This is a genomic window from Bradyrhizobium sp. 132 (assembly GCF_023074185.1).
Lineage (GTDB): Bacteria > Pseudomonadota > Alphaproteobacteria > Rhizobiales > Xanthobacteraceae > Bradyrhizobium.
Window position 1 is genome coordinate 17,761 of sequence record NZ_JADPKY010000159.1, and the last position, 12,930, is coordinate 30,690.

Annotated in this window: 13 protein-coding genes and 2 pseudogenes; 8 read left to right on the plus strand and 7 right to left on the minus strand. The window is 64.4% G+C overall.

Annotated elements, in window-relative coordinates:
• Nucleotides 1-33 precede the first annotated feature (33 nt).
• From IVA74_RS34995 to IVA74_RS35015, 5 genes and pseudogenes are all read left to right on the plus strand, one after another.
• On the plus strand, nt 34-297 hold the full coding sequence (locus tag IVA74_RS34995; protein WP_247351916.1) for a hypothetical protein: 264 nt from the start codon (nt 34-36) through the stop codon (nt 295-297).
• A 77-nt stretch (nt 298-374) separates the two neighbouring features.
• Nucleotides 375-950, plus strand: a complete 576-nt coding sequence (locus IVA74_RS35000) for a hypothetical protein (RefSeq protein ID WP_247351918.1) — start codon at nt 375-377, stop codon at nt 948-950.
• A gap of 12 nt (nt 951-962) precedes the next feature.
• Entirely contained in the window at nt 963-1,517 is a 555-nt protein-coding gene (locus IVA74_RS35005) for a septation protein IspZ (protein ID WP_247351921.1), read from the plus strand.
• Nucleotides 1,518-1,621: 104 nt separating this feature from the next.
• Nucleotides 1,622-1,918 carry a hypothetical protein gene (locus IVA74_RS35010; RefSeq protein WP_247351923.1) on the plus strand — a complete coding sequence of 99 codons (297 nt, stop codon included), beginning with the start codon at nt 1,622-1,624 and terminating at the stop codon, nt 1,916-1,918.
• A 118-nt stretch (nt 1,919-2,036) separates the two neighbouring features.
• Nucleotides 2,037-2,159: pseudogene (locus tag IVA74_RS35015) on the plus strand (SH3 domain-containing protein); the annotation flags it as partial.
• A gap of 134 nt (nt 2,160-2,293) precedes the next feature.
• Here IVA74_RS35015 and IVA74_RS35020 read toward each other — a convergent pair.
• Entirely contained in the window at nt 2,294-3,949 is a 1,656-nt protein-coding gene (locus tag IVA74_RS35020; protein WP_247351926.1) for a fumarate hydratase, read from the minus strand.
• A 248-nt stretch (nt 3,950-4,197) separates the two neighbouring features.
• Between IVA74_RS35020 and IVA74_RS35025 the strand changes: the two genes are divergently transcribed.
• The 3 genes from IVA74_RS35025 (at nt 4,198) to IVA74_RS35035 (ending at nt 5,837) form a co-directional block, all read left to right on the plus strand.
• Nucleotides 4,198-4,671: a hypothetical protein gene (locus tag IVA74_RS35025; protein ID WP_247351928.1), complete on the plus strand. Its 474-nt coding sequence runs from the start codon at nt 4,198-4,200 to the stop codon at nt 4,669-4,671.
• Between the two features lie 201 nt (nt 4,672-4,872).
• Nucleotides 4,873-5,046 (plus strand): hypothetical protein, encoded by a 174-nt coding sequence (locus IVA74_RS35030; RefSeq protein WP_247351930.1) that lies wholly within the window; start codon nt 4,873-4,875, stop codon nt 5,044-5,046.
• 116 nt (nt 5,047-5,162) lie between these two features.
• Entirely contained in the window at nt 5,163-5,837 is a 675-nt protein-coding gene (locus IVA74_RS35035; protein WP_247351932.1) for an isoprenylcysteine carboxylmethyltransferase family protein, read from the plus strand.
• A 157-nt stretch (nt 5,838-5,994) separates the two neighbouring features.
• Here the strand turns inward: IVA74_RS35035 and IVA74_RS35040 are convergent, their stop codons facing one another.
• The 6 genes and pseudogenes from IVA74_RS35040 to fliR form a co-directional block, all read right to left on the minus strand.
• Entirely contained in the window at nt 5,995-6,702 is a 708-nt protein-coding gene (locus IVA74_RS35040) for a glutathione S-transferase (protein ID WP_247351934.1), read from the minus strand.
• A gap of 78 nt (nt 6,703-6,780) precedes the next feature.
• Nucleotides 6,781-7,026 (minus strand): annotated as a pseudogene (locus IVA74_RS35045) (lectin); the annotation flags it as partial.
• Nucleotides 7,027-7,145: 119 nt separating this feature from the next.
• Complete coding sequence (locus IVA74_RS35050; RefSeq protein WP_247351935.1) at nt 7,146-8,138, minus strand: Tim44 domain-containing protein; 993 nt, start codon at nt 8,136-8,138, stop codon at nt 7,146-7,148.
• A 191-nt stretch (nt 8,139-8,329) separates the two neighbouring features.
• Entirely contained in the window at nt 8,330-10,900 is a 2,571-nt protein-coding gene (locus IVA74_RS35055) for a PAS domain-containing protein (protein ID WP_247351937.1), read from the minus strand.
• Between the two features lie 154 nt (nt 10,901-11,054).
• Entirely contained in the window at nt 11,055-12,134 is a 1,080-nt protein-coding gene (gene flhB, locus IVA74_RS35060) for a flagellar biosynthesis protein FlhB (protein ID WP_247351939.1), read from the minus strand.
• Nucleotides 12,135-12,145: 11 nt separating this feature from the next.
• The gene (gene fliR, locus IVA74_RS35065) at nt 12,146-12,916 is read right to left on the minus strand and encodes a flagellar biosynthetic protein FliR (RefSeq protein ID WP_247351941.1); all 771 of its coding nucleotides are present in this window, start codon (nt 12,914-12,916) and stop codon (nt 12,146-12,148) included.
• Between the last annotated feature and the right edge of the window lie 14 nt (nt 12,917-12,930).

Sequence of the window (12,930 nt, forward strand, 5' to 3'; positions counted from 1 at the left end):
TCGTCATCGCGGATGTCACCGTAGAGGTCTCTGATGCACATGCCCTCGATCACTGCGGACTGTCTCGTCGTCCTCGTCCTGATCTGCGCCGCGCTCTCACTCCAGATGATCCGGCTGAGGCGGAGCGGCCAAACCATCTTCAACGGCGGTATCTTGCTCGCCCTCGGCCTCTCGATCGCCTGCGCGCTACCCGTCCTGTCGCACCTGCCCTGGGCGGAATTCGCTGACGAAATCACCGAGCAAGCCGTTGCAACAATTCAGTTTTTGGAAGTCGCTTACGTAATTTTGACACTGTAAAGATATCGCTTGACCCTGCTTCGTCCCTGAACTACTGATCTTTACATCGTAAAGATTTGGCCTGACCGAGGCGGACCATGGCGATTTTCCTGATCCTCGCGCCCTACGGCGCCTACACCTTCCTGATGCTGACGACATCGGCCACGATCAGCGTGTTCGTGGCCGCGGCAATCTGTCTCGCCACCGTCGCGATCGATGTCGTGCGCGGCCGCTCCGTGAAGATCCTGGCCATGGGCTCGGCGCTGCTGTTTGCCGCGATCGGCCTCCACCTCGCGCTGTTCGACCCGGCGCTCGGCACGCTCGGTGTCAAGCTGTCGGTCGACATCGGCATCTTCGTCATCTCGCTCGGCTCGATGCTGGTCCGCCGTCCCTTCACGCTGCAATACGCGCTCGAGGCCGTGCCGGCCGAGGCAGCGGCGATGCCCGGCTTTCTCTATGCCAATTACGTCATCACCGGTGCATGGACCGCGGCCGCGCTCTTGATGGCGGCTGCCAATCTCGTGCTGCTCTATGTCCCCGGCTTGCCGCTGTGGTCGAGCCTTGCGGTCGCCTTCGCGGCCCGCAACAGCGCGATCTATTTCACAAAATGGTATCCGGAGTATCGCCAGATCAAGTACGCTACGCCATCCAGCGCAATGCCCCACACACGCTGAACAGGATCGACGATGAAGGACGTATTCGCCCGCCTCGCTTCCGACTTCCTCTCCGCCATCGTCTTCCTGGTCATCTACCTCATCACCGACAACATCGTCCTGGCAACGTCGGCTGCGATTGCCGGAGCAATCGCGCAGGTGATCTACGCCCGCGTCAAGGGACAGCAGCTCAACTACATGACCTATGCGAGCGTCGCGCTCGTCGTGGTGCTGGGCACGGTCACGCTGCTGACCAACGATCCCCGCTTCATGCTGGCGAAGCCCTCGATCGCGCATTTCGCGATCGGCCTCATCATGCTCAAGCGCGGCTGGATGCTGCGCTACATGCCGGCGATCGTCGTCGAGACCGTCCCGGAATATGTGACGGCCGCGGGCTATGCCTGGGCGGGGCTGATGTTCGTGATCGGTGTCGGCATGATCGCGGTCGCCTCCACAGGCGATCTGAAGCTGTGGGTGTTCTACATCACGGTGGTCGCAGGCGGCGCCAAGATCCTCGCCTTTGCCGTGCAGTATGTCGTGCTTCGCCTCATCGTCACCAGCCGACGGCGCGCGGCCGCCCGCGCCTGAATGCCTCCAACGGAGCGTAGGCAGCTGCTGCGAGTTGCGCTATACGCTCGGCCCGGGACTGGCCCGCGGATCGTCGCGGTCCGCCGGAATTATGGGAGACCCGAATGGCCGTGGACGGCAACTGGACTCTGACCATGACGACGCCCATGGGCGAGCGCAAGGCGACGCTGAGCCTCACGGCCGCCGGCGGCACGCTTAACGGCACGCAGGGTGCGGAAGGCAATACCGCCGAGATTTTCGACGGCGCCGTCAGCGGAGATGCCGTCAACTGGAAGGTCTCGATCACCAATCCGATGCCATTGACGCTCGAATTCATCGGAACCGTCTCCGGCGACAGCATGAGCGGGGAGATGGGCATCGGCCCGATGGGCAGCTTCCCATTCACCGGCACGCGCGCGTAAGGTTGCGCGGCAACCGTGCGCGCACTCGGCGCGCGCGGACGATGCCGAACCGGCGTGGCAGGCAAGCGCGCTCGCTATGGTGCCGGCAGGCTATGTCGCCGGCACGGCCTATCGGACCACCGACGGCGGGCCGAAGCGCAGCCTTGCTTGCAGCCGCCTCCGGGGCCTTGTCGAGAGCCAGGACGGCGTCCGTGGCTGGTGGCGCGCGCTGTGCTCCAACCAGGTCACCAATTGTAGCTGAGCGCGTAAGTCTCGTGTCTCGGACGCGATGCAGCGCGAAGCGGTGCGTCGCAGAGCCGGGACCCATGCTGCCAAAATGGATCCCGGATCAGCAGCGCATCATTTCATGCTGCGCAGCATCCGGGGAACGCCGCCTCAGCCCAAATTCAACTCCTTGAAGAAGTCGTTGCCCTTGTCGTCGATGATGATGAACGCCGGGAAGTCGACGACTTCGATGCGCCAGATCGCTTCCATGCCGAGCTCCGGATATTCGAGCACCTCGACCTTCTTGATGCAGTGCTCGGCAAGGTTCGCCGCGGCGCCGCCGATCGAGCCGAGATAGAAGCCGCCATACTTCTTGCAGGCCTCGCGCACGGCAGGTGCCCGGTTGCCCTTGGCGACCATCACCATCGAACCGCCGGCAGCCTGGAATTGGTCGACGAAGGAATCCATGCGGCCTGCGGTGGTCGGGCCGAACGCGCCGGAGGCGTAGCCCTCGGGCGTCTTGGCGGGCCCGGCGTAATAGACCGGGTGGTTCTTGAAATAGTCCGGCAGCGGCTCGCCCTTATCCAACCGCTCGCGCAGCTTGGCATGCGCGGAATCGCGCGCGACAATCATGGTGCCGCTCATCGAGACCCGTGTCTTGGTCGGGTACTTCGAGAACGTCGCCAAAATATCCTTCATCGGCTGGTTGAGGTCGATCTTGACGACCTCACCGCCGAGCGCCTGCTCCACCTGCGGCAGATACTGCGCCGGGTTGTGCTCGAGCTCTTCGAGATAGACGCCGTCCTTCGTGATCTTGCCGAGCACCTGGCGGTCAGCGGAGCAGGACACGCCGAGCCCGATGGGCAACGAGGCGCCATGACGCGGCAGACGGATCACGCGCACGTCGTGGCAGAAATACTTGCCGCCGAACTGCGCGCCGACGCCGAGCGACTGCGTCATCTTCAGAATTTCCTGCTCCATTTCGAGATCGCGGAACGCGTTGCCGTCGGGCGAACCGTGGGTCGGCAGCGCGTCGAGATAGCGGGCCGAGGCGAGCTTCACCGTCTTCATGCAGAGTTCGGCCGAGGTGCCGCCGATCACGATGGCGAGGTGATAGGGCGGGCACGCAGCAGTGCCCAGCGTCAACACTTTCTCCTTCAGGAAGGCGAGCAGCCGGTCCTTGGTCAGCACCGAGGGCGTGGCCTGGAACAGGAAGCTCTTGTTGGCGCTGCCGCCGCCCTTCGCCATGAACATGAACTTGTAGGCGTCATCGCCCTCGGCGTAGATCTCGCACTGCGCCGGCATGTTGTTGGCGGTGTTCTTTTCCTCGTACATCGAGAGCGGCGCGACCTGCGAGTAGCGCAAATTGCGGCGCAGGTAAGCATCGCGCGCGCCTTCCGAGAGCGCGGCCTCGTCGTCGCCGTCGCTGATGACGTTGCAGCCCTTCTTGCCCATGATGATCGCGGTGCCGGTGTCCTGACACATCGGCAGCACGCCGCCGGCCGCGATGTTGGCGTTCTTCAGAAAATCCAGCGCGACGAACTTGTCGTTCGGGCTCGCCTCGCCGTCCTCCAGGATCGCGCGGAGCTGCTTCAGATGCCCCGGCCGCAAATAGTGGTTGATGTCGCCGAAAGCCGCCTCGGACAGTGCCCGCAGCGCCTCACGCGACACCACCAGCATGTCTTTCCCCAGGACCTTCTCGACCCGCACGCCCTCGGCCGTGATCTTCTTGTAGGGCGTCTCGTCCCTGCCCAGCGGAAACAGCGGCGTGTGCTTGTAGGGCGGAACGGGTTTTGACGGGTCGGGGAAGGCGGTAGGAGCGTTCATGGGCTGAAATCTCGAGGTTTTGGGGCCCTCGCATGGGCCCCTTTCATAGAAGCGTTCTAAGCTTTTTTGCCGCAAAGGGAAGGCGGTCTGGTGCGGTCGGGGCATCCCGATTCGGCGGCATGGCGATCCTTTTTCGGCGGCTCTCGGGCGGACACGTGTCCCTCATGATGCCGGTGAAGACCCTGGGCGCACCCCTTGCGCTACGCGCGGGACGACGCTTGAATACGCCCCATAAGGGGCTTTTTATCATGACATTGAACTTGAACGTCCGCGGCGCGATCCTGGTCGCCGCCGCCATCATCGGCCTTGTGACCCTCGCCTCGCCCGCACGCGCCGACCGCTGCGACGACAGCGCCAAGGAGTTGGCGAACCAGATCGATCGCCTCAAGGTGAATTTCCGCGCCGCCAATGTCGTCTACCTCTCGCACCCCGCGGCCAAGGAATTGTCTGTGGCCTGCCGTGGCGACAAATATTCGATCGAGCTCTATGCCAAGGGCGATCGCAAGCCCAAGCCGGAGTTCTTTGCGCTGGTGGGGTCGATGGCGGCGATCGTCTTCACCGTGACGAAGGATGATACAACGACGGGCGCGACACGCTGCCTGAAGCGGATGGGACTCCTGCGCGGCGACAAGATCAGCATGCGTTATCGGCGTCTCAACATGGAATGCACCCGCACCAAAACCGACGCGTCCATCACGATCACGCGCGGCAAGGACGAATAGGCGGGGCGAGCGTAGCGAAGCACATCCAAACTGTCTCCGCGGTGACAGACTGGATTGCTTCGTCGCAAGGGCTCCTCGCAATGACGAGGTCCGAGAGCACATCCCACCGCACCGAATCGTTCGCATTTTAACGATTGCCTTGAAGGAAATTTCGCGCCTCGCGGTGCAAGGTCAATTGTTTCCATGTGTGAGGATTTGTGGATGAGCGTTTCTACCGTTTCGCCGCCGCCGATCGCGATCGTGGTGCCGAGCTACGACGCGACCAAGCAGCAGGACGATCAGACCAAGACCAAGGACAACGACCCGACCTATAAGCCGCCGCCGCCTGCGCCGCTGCCGCCGGGTCAGGGTACGCGGATCGATCAGCTCGCCTGATCCGTCCGTTTCGCAATGAAGCGCCCGATCCGGTCGATCGGGCCTTTCGCGCGTCCGGCCGCATCTTTGCCGGATAATGGGACCAATATCGTGCGCGTCTACCCTGAGACCTGCGCATGATCGCAAAACTGCTGCTACAGAACACGATTACCACTGTCGCAATGGGCGCGCTGCTGTTCGCTTGCGCCGGGACGATGCGTTGGCCTTCGGCCTGGGTGTTCCTTGCCACCTGCGCCCTGCTCGGCCCGCTCTGCGGCTGGTGGCTCTACCGGATCGACCCTGCCTTGCTCGCCGAACGTCTGCGGCCTGTCCTGCAAAAGGACCAGCCGGCCGCCGACAAGGCGTTCATGATCGCCTTCGTCGTCGTGATGCTGGTCTGGCTGGCTGCGATGGGGCTCGACAGGCGCACGCTATCCTCCGACATGCCGCTCGCGCTGCAGATGCTCGGCCTCGCATTATTCCTGCTCTCGACGCTCTTCATCCTCTGGGTCTTCCGCGAGAACTCGTTCGCCGCGCCCGTGGTGAAGCTGCAAGCCGAGCGCGCGCAGCGCGTGATCTCGACCGGGCCTTACGCGCATGTGCGCCATCCCATGTACAGCGGCATGATCCTGTTCTTCGCCGGCGTGCCGCTGCTGCTGGGCTCGTGGTGGGGACTTCTGATGGTGCCGCTCGTCCTCGTATTGTTTGCAGCCCGCATTCGCATCGAGGAACGCACGTTGCGCGAAGGCTTGCCGGGCTACTCCGATTATATGACGCGCGTGCGCTATCGCCTGCTGCCCGGCGCGTGGTGAGTGCGCATCACTGTCCTGTGCGATGCACGGAAGGAAGACGCGACGATGTTCTGAAGCGTTGGCAAGCGCTCGAAAGCCACGACGTGTTCGGGCGATTGATCGCGCCCGAAACGGCCGGTCCGGAACGGGGGCTGCCGCCAGCCTCCCTCCGGACCGGCTAATTATCGAGCTCTTTATACCGACGGAAGATGCCCTGCTCGTTGAAGGGAATACGGCGCTCGCTTTCGAGATAAGCCTTGATGTTCGGCCGCGCGGCGACCCGATCGTGCAGGCCGACGAGGCCCGGGATATCTTTCTCGAACGCCTTCATGCGCTTCGGGAACGCGTAGCGCAGGCCGTCGACGATCTGAAACAGCGAGAGATCGACATAGGTCAGCTTGCGGCCGGTGATATAGGCGCCGCCATTGCCGGCGAAAATGTCTTCGAAATAGCCGAGATATTTCGGCACGCGCTCGCCCCAGAAATCGGCCGTGCGCTTCTTCGCCGTCGGCTTCTGGTCTTCGTAATAGAGCGAGGGTCCGAGCGGATGATGGGTGTCGTGAATCTCGACCACAAGGTCGGTGATCGTGAGCTGAAGCTGATGCAGCCAGAGTTGGCCGGCCTCGGTCTTCGGGGCGAGGGCGTGGCGGGCGCCGAGATAGAGCAGGATGTTGGCGGTCTGGCCGACGATGAGTTTTCCCGCCTTGAGGAACGGCGGCGCAAAGGGCGGCGTGCCCTTGTGCGCGTCCATCATCTTCATCATCGCAGCCGTGCCGCGCGGACCGCGCGCCACGTCGACGTAGGCCGCCCCCGCCTCTTCCAGCGCCAGCCGCACATATTCGCCGCGGCCCTGGATCTCGGGCCAATAATAGAGTTCGTACTTCATGGGAGAGATCCGTGATTGCGTTGCGGCGAGTGTAGCACGCAACCACGAACGCCATGACGGGGGAGAGAGTTCCGCGTCTCAATTCGCCGCGAAGCAATACAGCAAGCCGTCGCCGCCGGTGCTCTTCAGATCGGCCTGCGAGCAGCCGCCATCGGGGCCGCGCGAGGGATGCGAACTGTTCCACGATTTCGATGGTTCGTCATCGCGCAGGCCTTGACGATCGGCGTGGCCGACGACCGCCGCGCCTTGCGTGCTCGACGTCCAGTTCTTGCAGATCTTGTCGTCACCCGCGGAAAAAGCCGTGCCGTTAGCTTGCGATCCCGTGGCCGCCGGATTTCAACCCGAGGCGCGTCCGCTTATTCCGGTTCCGCGATACGAGACGTCCCAAAAGAAAAAGGCGCCGTGCAAGAAGCACGACGCCCTGGCTTTCATGTCGTCTGCGATCAGTTGGTCTGCTGGATCGCCGACAATTCCCAGCCGCTGCCCGGGCGTCGGGCAAAGGTCCAGACTTCGGTGGCCTCGCCCGGCTGCTCGCTGCCGGCGACAACCGCGCCGGTGTTGCGGTCGAGCGTCTTGTCCGTGAGCGCGAAGCGCAGCGCCACTGTCGCGTAGTCGGTCTCGCCTTCGCGCCAGGATTCCGCGAGGTCGCCCTGCAACAGCTTCACATCGCTGACCTTGTTGACGACGTTGCGCCCGCGGTTCTGGCCGAGGTCCTGCTCGAAATAGGAGACCATTTCCGGCGTCGCGAGCGTGTGCAGCTTGGCCACGTCCTCGTTGGACCAAGCGGCCTGGACGTCGCCGAGCAGACGCTCGAACGCCTCATAGTCCGCCGGCTTGATCTCGAGCGGCGCGTTGTTGGCACCAAAGCCGAAGCCACTGCCAAGACCAATGCGGGAGTTCGTATCAGGTCCCGGGCCGGCACCGGCATTCGCGTTGGCATAGGCAGCCTGCGGCGTGTGGCGGCGCTGCCACCACGACATCGCCAGCCGCACCACGACCACCACCAGCACGATCTGGATGATCAGGCCCAGGATCGAGGACAGGCCGCCAAGGCCGCCGAACAGGCCACCGCCGAACAGCATGCCGAGCAGGCCCGCGCCGAGGAAGCCGGCCGCAAGGCCGCCCAGGAAGCCACCGCCGCGGCCGAACAGGCCGCCGCGCGCAGGCGCGGTTGCGGCCGAATTCATGCCTGCACCGGGCTGGGTGTAGGTGCGGTTGAACTGCGACGTCGAACCCGGCGCGGTCGTGGTCGACGGCGGGGCCGAATAGGTCCGCGCGCCGCGCGACCCCGACGACATGCCGCCACCGACGCGCGCGTCGGCTGACGAGATCGCCAGCGCGGTCGGCAGCGCAAGCGCCAGCACGACAGCGATCGTCTTGAAGAGACTGCGGGAGCGTTGTGAGAACTTCATGTGCGTTTCCCAAATCCCCGGCATGGGGACGTGTCCTTAAGATGGGCAGACTTCCCGAAAAGTGAAGATGGTTTCGGAACTTATGGCTGCGGCCCTCAGTCGCGGGGATGTGGCAAAAGCCCATATTTGGCGGGCGCTTGGCCGGGTGTGCGAGGGACTGCGGTCACGGGTTACCGGCGGCTTGGAGGGGAGAATTCCGCTTTTTCCTCAAAGCCTCACCCTACCTTCGTCATCGTCTCCTTCACAGCCGCCACGAGTTGGCTGAGCGTGAAAGGCTTTGGCAGGAAGTCGAACTGCTGGCCTTGGGGCAAGCTCTTCTCGAACGCGTCCTCGGCATAGCCGGAGACGAAGATGAACTTGATGTCGGGATTCTTCTCGCGCATCGCCTTGAGCAGGGTCGGGCCGTCCATCTCCGGCATCACGACATCGGAGACGACGAGATCGATGCCGCCGCTCTGCTCGTCCAGCAACTCCATGGCCTCGACGCCATTCTCGGCCTCGACCACGGTGTAGCCGCGCGAGCGCAGGCCGCGTGCGTTGAGCGCGCGCAGGCCCTCTTCGTCCTCGACCAGGAGGATGGTGCCCTGCCCGGTGAGATCGGTGCGGGGCTTGGCTTCCGCCGCAAGCCCGGCCTCCTTCGCCGCACCAACGACCGCCGCGGGCTGCTCGACCTGCTCTTCAGGCTCGGCGTGATGCCGCGGCAGGAAGATGTGGAACGAGGTGCCCTGCCCCGGCTCGGAGTCCACGTAAATGAAGCCGCCGGTCTGCTTGACGATGCCGTAGACGGTGGAGAGCCCGAGGCCGGTGCCCTTGCCGACTTCCTTGGTCGAGAAGAACGGCTCGAAGATCTTGTCGCGGATGTCGGCGGGAATGCCGGTGCCGGTGTCGGCAACCTCGATCCGCACATAGTCCGCGGCCGGCATGCCCTTGTAGGCGAGCCTGGCGGCTTCCTCTGTGGTGACGTTGGCGGTGCGGATGATCAGCTTGCCGCCCTCCGGCATGGCGTCGCGCGCGTTGACCGCGAGATTGACGACCACCTGCTCGAACTGGGAGACGTCGACCTTGACCGGCCAGAGATCGCGGCCGTGGATGGTCTCCTGCTTGACCTTCTCGCCGATCAGGCGGCGCAGCAGCATCGCGAGATCGGAAAGTGCGTCGCCGAGATCGAGCACCTGCGGCCGCAGCGTCTGTCGCCGCGAGAACGCCAGCAACTGCCGCACCAGCGTGGCGGCGCGCGTCGCGTTCTGCTTGATCTGCATGATATCCTGGAACGACGGATCGGTCGGCTTGTGCGCGTTCAGCAGGAAGTCGTTCGCCATCATGATGGCGGAGAGCACGTTGTTGAAGTCGTGCGCGATGCCGCCGGCGAGTTGGCCGACCGTCTCCATCTTCTGCGACTGGTTGATCTGGTTCTCCAGCGCGCGCCGCTCGGTGGTCTCGAGCATGTGCACGATGGCGGCTTCGGCGTCGTTCTCGGCCGCGTCCACCGGCGTAACGAAGAACTGGCCCCAGCGCTCCTTGGTGCCTTCGAGCGCGACTTCGACCGGCGCGACGTCGGCCTGTCCCTCCGCGGCCTGGTTGATGGCCGCGATCAAAAGGTGCCGGTCGCGCGAACTGACCGCGCGGAAGATCGACTTGCTGGCGCTGTCGAGCCCCAGCGCCTGCCCGAGCTTGGCGTAGCGCGCATTGGAGCGCACGACGTTGCCGCCGCGGTCCACCGTCGCAATCGCCATCGGCGTATGGTCGAAGAAGCGCATGAAGCGCACTTCGGCGGCGCGGTCCGGATCGCTGCGCTCATCGCGGGCACGGCTGATCACCAGCGTGCGCGACGGCCCCGGCGCACCGTCGGCGCCGAAGGCGAGCTTGTGATAGAGCCGCACCGGCATGGTCTTGCCGGTGCGCATGCGCAAGTCGATGTCGAAGACTTCGGTCTTCACCTCGCCCGGCACCGCCACGATCGCGGTAAGCAGCGAAGCGCCGTCGCCGGAGACGATGTCGGTGAGCTTCAGCCCGCCCGAGCCGATCTCGGCGAGGTCGTGGTCGAGCCAGTTCGCCAGCGTCGCGTTGACATAAGCGAGCTCGCCGGCCGGATTGACCGAGAAGAAGCCGCAAGGCGCGTGATCGAGATATTCGATCGCGTGCTGGAGTTCCTGGAACACGTCCTCCTGGCGCTCGCGGTCGCGGGTGATGTCGGCAATCGACCACACCGCGTATTTCGTCTCGCGCTTTCCCGTGCCAAGGGGCCGCACCCGCATGCGCAGCCAGCGGCCCTGGCTGCCGTCCTGGCCGGAGATCCGCACCTCTTCCTGCTGCCGCTTGCCCTCGCGCGCGGCTTTCAACAGGCGGAACACGGCTTCGGAGACGTCGGGGTTGCCGATGAAGACGCGCTCGACGGGGCGCACCTCCTGCGGGCCGGTGGCGCCGGTCAGCGTCAGATAGGCGGCGTTGGAATAGACCACATGGCCGCGCGGGTCGGTCACGGCCAGGCCATCGAAGGCGTGGTCGGCGATGCGCCCCATCACGGGGTCGTCGAGATTGCGATCGACGAAGCGGATGATGCCGGCCGCAAAGGCGAACAGGTTGAACAGGCCGACCATCGCCAGCACGGCGAGGATGCCGAGGATATAGGGCTGCGCCTGCGCGCGCCCGAGCGTCATCAGCCCGATGGCGACGGCGACGAGGCCGGCGGCCACCAGCAGCACCAGCGCAATGCTGCCCGAGCGCGGCGACGGTTCGGGCGCCGCAACGGGCTCGCGTGTGAGGTCGTGGTCGGTCTCAGCAGTCATCTCAAGCTGGCGCAGCCTGTCGGCAGAGAATCAACGCGCTACAGGGCGCGTGGGGTCCTCCCTGCCTGAATCGGACCCGCAGGCGCAAGGGCAGCAGGGACGAAAGGTACGCTGATTCCCAGATTACGGCCATGTCCAGTACTTTTCAGGGGTTTTATTGCCGGCTGGCGCCGAATCCGCTCTTCAGACGCATGACGTAGCCGATGACTTCGGCGACTGCATGGTAGTGCTCGGTCGGGATTTCCTGGTCGATCTCGACGGTGGCGTAGAGCGCGCGGGCGAGCGGCACGTTCTCGACGATCGGGATGTCGTGCTCGCGCGCGATCTCCCGGATCTTGAAAGCGAGGTTGTCGACGCCCTTGGCGACGCAGATCGGCGCCGACATTCCGCGCTCGTAGGACAGCGCGATCGAATAGTGGGTCGGGTTGGTGATGATCACGGAGGCCTTGGGAACCGCCGCCATCATGCGCTTCTTGGAGCGCTGCTGGCGCAGCTGCCTGAGCTTGCCCTTGATGTGCGGGTCGCCTTCGGACTGCTTGAACTCTTCCTTGATCTCCTGGAGCGACATCTTCTGCCGCTGGAACCAGCTGCGATACTGGAAGAAATAGTCGCCGATGGCGATGATCGCGAGCGCCGCGACCACCGCGCCGAGCAGATGAATGGTCAGGCTGGTGGTAGCGCCGAGCATGGCGGCCGGATCGAGCCTGACCATCGCCTCCATGCGATGCCGCTCGGGCCACAGGATCGCGGTCATGACCGCGCCGAGCACGATCAGTTTGCCCAGGCCCTTGAGGAAGTTCGCAGCCGCTTGCTTGCCGAAGATGCGCTTGAGGCCTTCGGCGGGCGACAGCTTGCTGAATTTGGGCTTGAGGGATTCGGCCGACCACACCAGGCGGTGCTGCAGCATGTTGCCCGCAATTGCCGCCAGCACCAGCATCAGCAGCGGCACGCCGACCGCCGCGAGCACCGCGACTTCGATCTGCTGCATCAGGGCGAGCAGAGCCCGGCCGTCGGTCTTGATCATCCAGGAATTGGCAAGCAGGTTGCGCATCGGCGTCATCAGCCCGCTGCCGACCGAGCCTGAGAAGCTCGATACCACAAGCGTAGCGCCCGCGATCATGAACCAGGTGTTGATCTCCTGGCTCTTGGCGACGTCACCGCGTTCGAGCGCATCTTCGAGACGTTTTTGCGTCGGGTCTTCTGTTTGACTCTCTGGATCGTTGTCTTCCGCCATCGATCACCCGGTCACTTGAGTGGCATCATCTGGTGCATGACACCGATGAAATAGTCGAGATAGGTGCCCATCATCGCCGTGAGCACCACGGCGAGCACCAGGAAACCGGCGAAGATCGACAGCGGCACGCCGACGAAATAGACCTGCATCTGCGGCATCAGCCGCGCCAGCACGCCAAGCCCGATGTTGAAGACGAGGCCGAACACCAGGAACGGGCCGGAAAGCTGCAAACCCAAGCGGAATGCGGCGGCGAAGGCGCGCGTCGCCAGCGCGGCGACATCGCCGCTCGACACGGTCTCGCCCGGCGCGAAGATCGCGTAGCTGTCGTTCAGCGCCGCGATCACCAGATGATGGCTGTCGGTGGCGAACAGCAGCGTCACCCCCAATATTGTCAGGAAGTTGCCGACCAGCACGCCCTGTTGTCCCTGCGTCGGATCGACCGAGGTGACGAAACCGAGCCCCATCTGCTGCGCGATCACGGCACCGGCAACCTGGAGCGCCGACAACGTCACCCGCGCGGTCGCCCCCAGCACGATGCCGATCACGATCTCATGCAGCATCAGGACGAGCAGCGCCGCGATCGATTCCATGTCGACGTGGTAGGCGCTCCGATGCAGCGGCAGGATGATCAGCGTGAGCAGCAGCGCGATCGACAGCTTGATCCGCGTCGGGATATTGGTCTCGCCCAGGCCCGGCAACAGCATCACCATCGCGCCGACCCGGGCGAAGGCGAGCATGAAGGAGGCGGCAAGCGCCGGCAGCAGCGAGACGTCGATGCGCATGACCGGCGCATTGT

Bases quoted from the DNA above. Each gene is read 5' to 3' on its own strand.
- IVA74_RS35040 (WP_247351934.1), bottom strand. From the start codon at position 6,702: ATGAAGTACGAACTCTATTATTGGCCCGAGATCCAGGGCCGCGGCGAA.
- IVA74_RS35020 (WP_247351926.1), bottom strand. From the start codon at position 3,949: ATGAACGCTCCTACCGCCTTCCCCGACCCGTCAAAACCCGTTCCGCCC.
- IVA74_RS35025 (WP_247351928.1), top strand. From the start codon at position 4,198: ATGACATTGAACTTGAACGTCCGCGGCGCGATCCTGGTCGCCGCCGCC.
- IVA74_RS35030 (WP_247351930.1), top strand. From the start codon at position 4,873: ATGAGCGTTTCTACCGTTTCGCCGCCGCCGATCGCGATCGTGGTGCCG.
- IVA74_RS35055 (WP_247351937.1), bottom strand. From the start codon at position 10,900: ATGACTGCTGAGACCGACCACGACCTCACACGCGAGCCCGTTGCGGCG.
- IVA74_RS34995 (WP_247351916.1), top strand. From the start codon at position 34: ATGCACATGCCCTCGATCACTGCGGACTGTCTCGTCGTCCTCGTCCTG.
- IVA74_RS35010 (WP_247351923.1), top strand. From the start codon at position 1,622: ATGGCCGTGGACGGCAACTGGACTCTGACCATGACGACGCCCATGGGC.
- IVA74_RS35005 (WP_247351921.1), top strand. From the start codon at position 963: ATGAAGGACGTATTCGCCCGCCTCGCTTCCGACTTCCTCTCCGCCATC.
- flhB (WP_247351939.1), bottom strand. From the start codon at position 12,134: ATGGCGGAAGACAACGATCCAGAGAGTCAAACAGAAGACCCGACGCAA.
- IVA74_RS35050 (WP_247351935.1), bottom strand. From the start codon at position 8,138: ATGCCGGGGATTTGGGAAACGCACATGAAGTTCTCACAACGCTCCCGC.
- IVA74_RS35000 (WP_247351918.1), top strand. From the start codon at position 375: ATGGCGATTTTCCTGATCCTCGCGCCCTACGGCGCCTACACCTTCCTG.
- IVA74_RS35035 (WP_247351932.1), top strand. From the start codon at position 5,163: ATGATCGCAAAACTGCTGCTACAGAACACGATTACCACTGTCGCAATG.
- fliR (WP_247351941.1), bottom strand. From the start codon at position 12,916: ATGCGCATCGACGTCTCGCTGCTGCCGGCGCTTGCCGCCTCCTTCATG.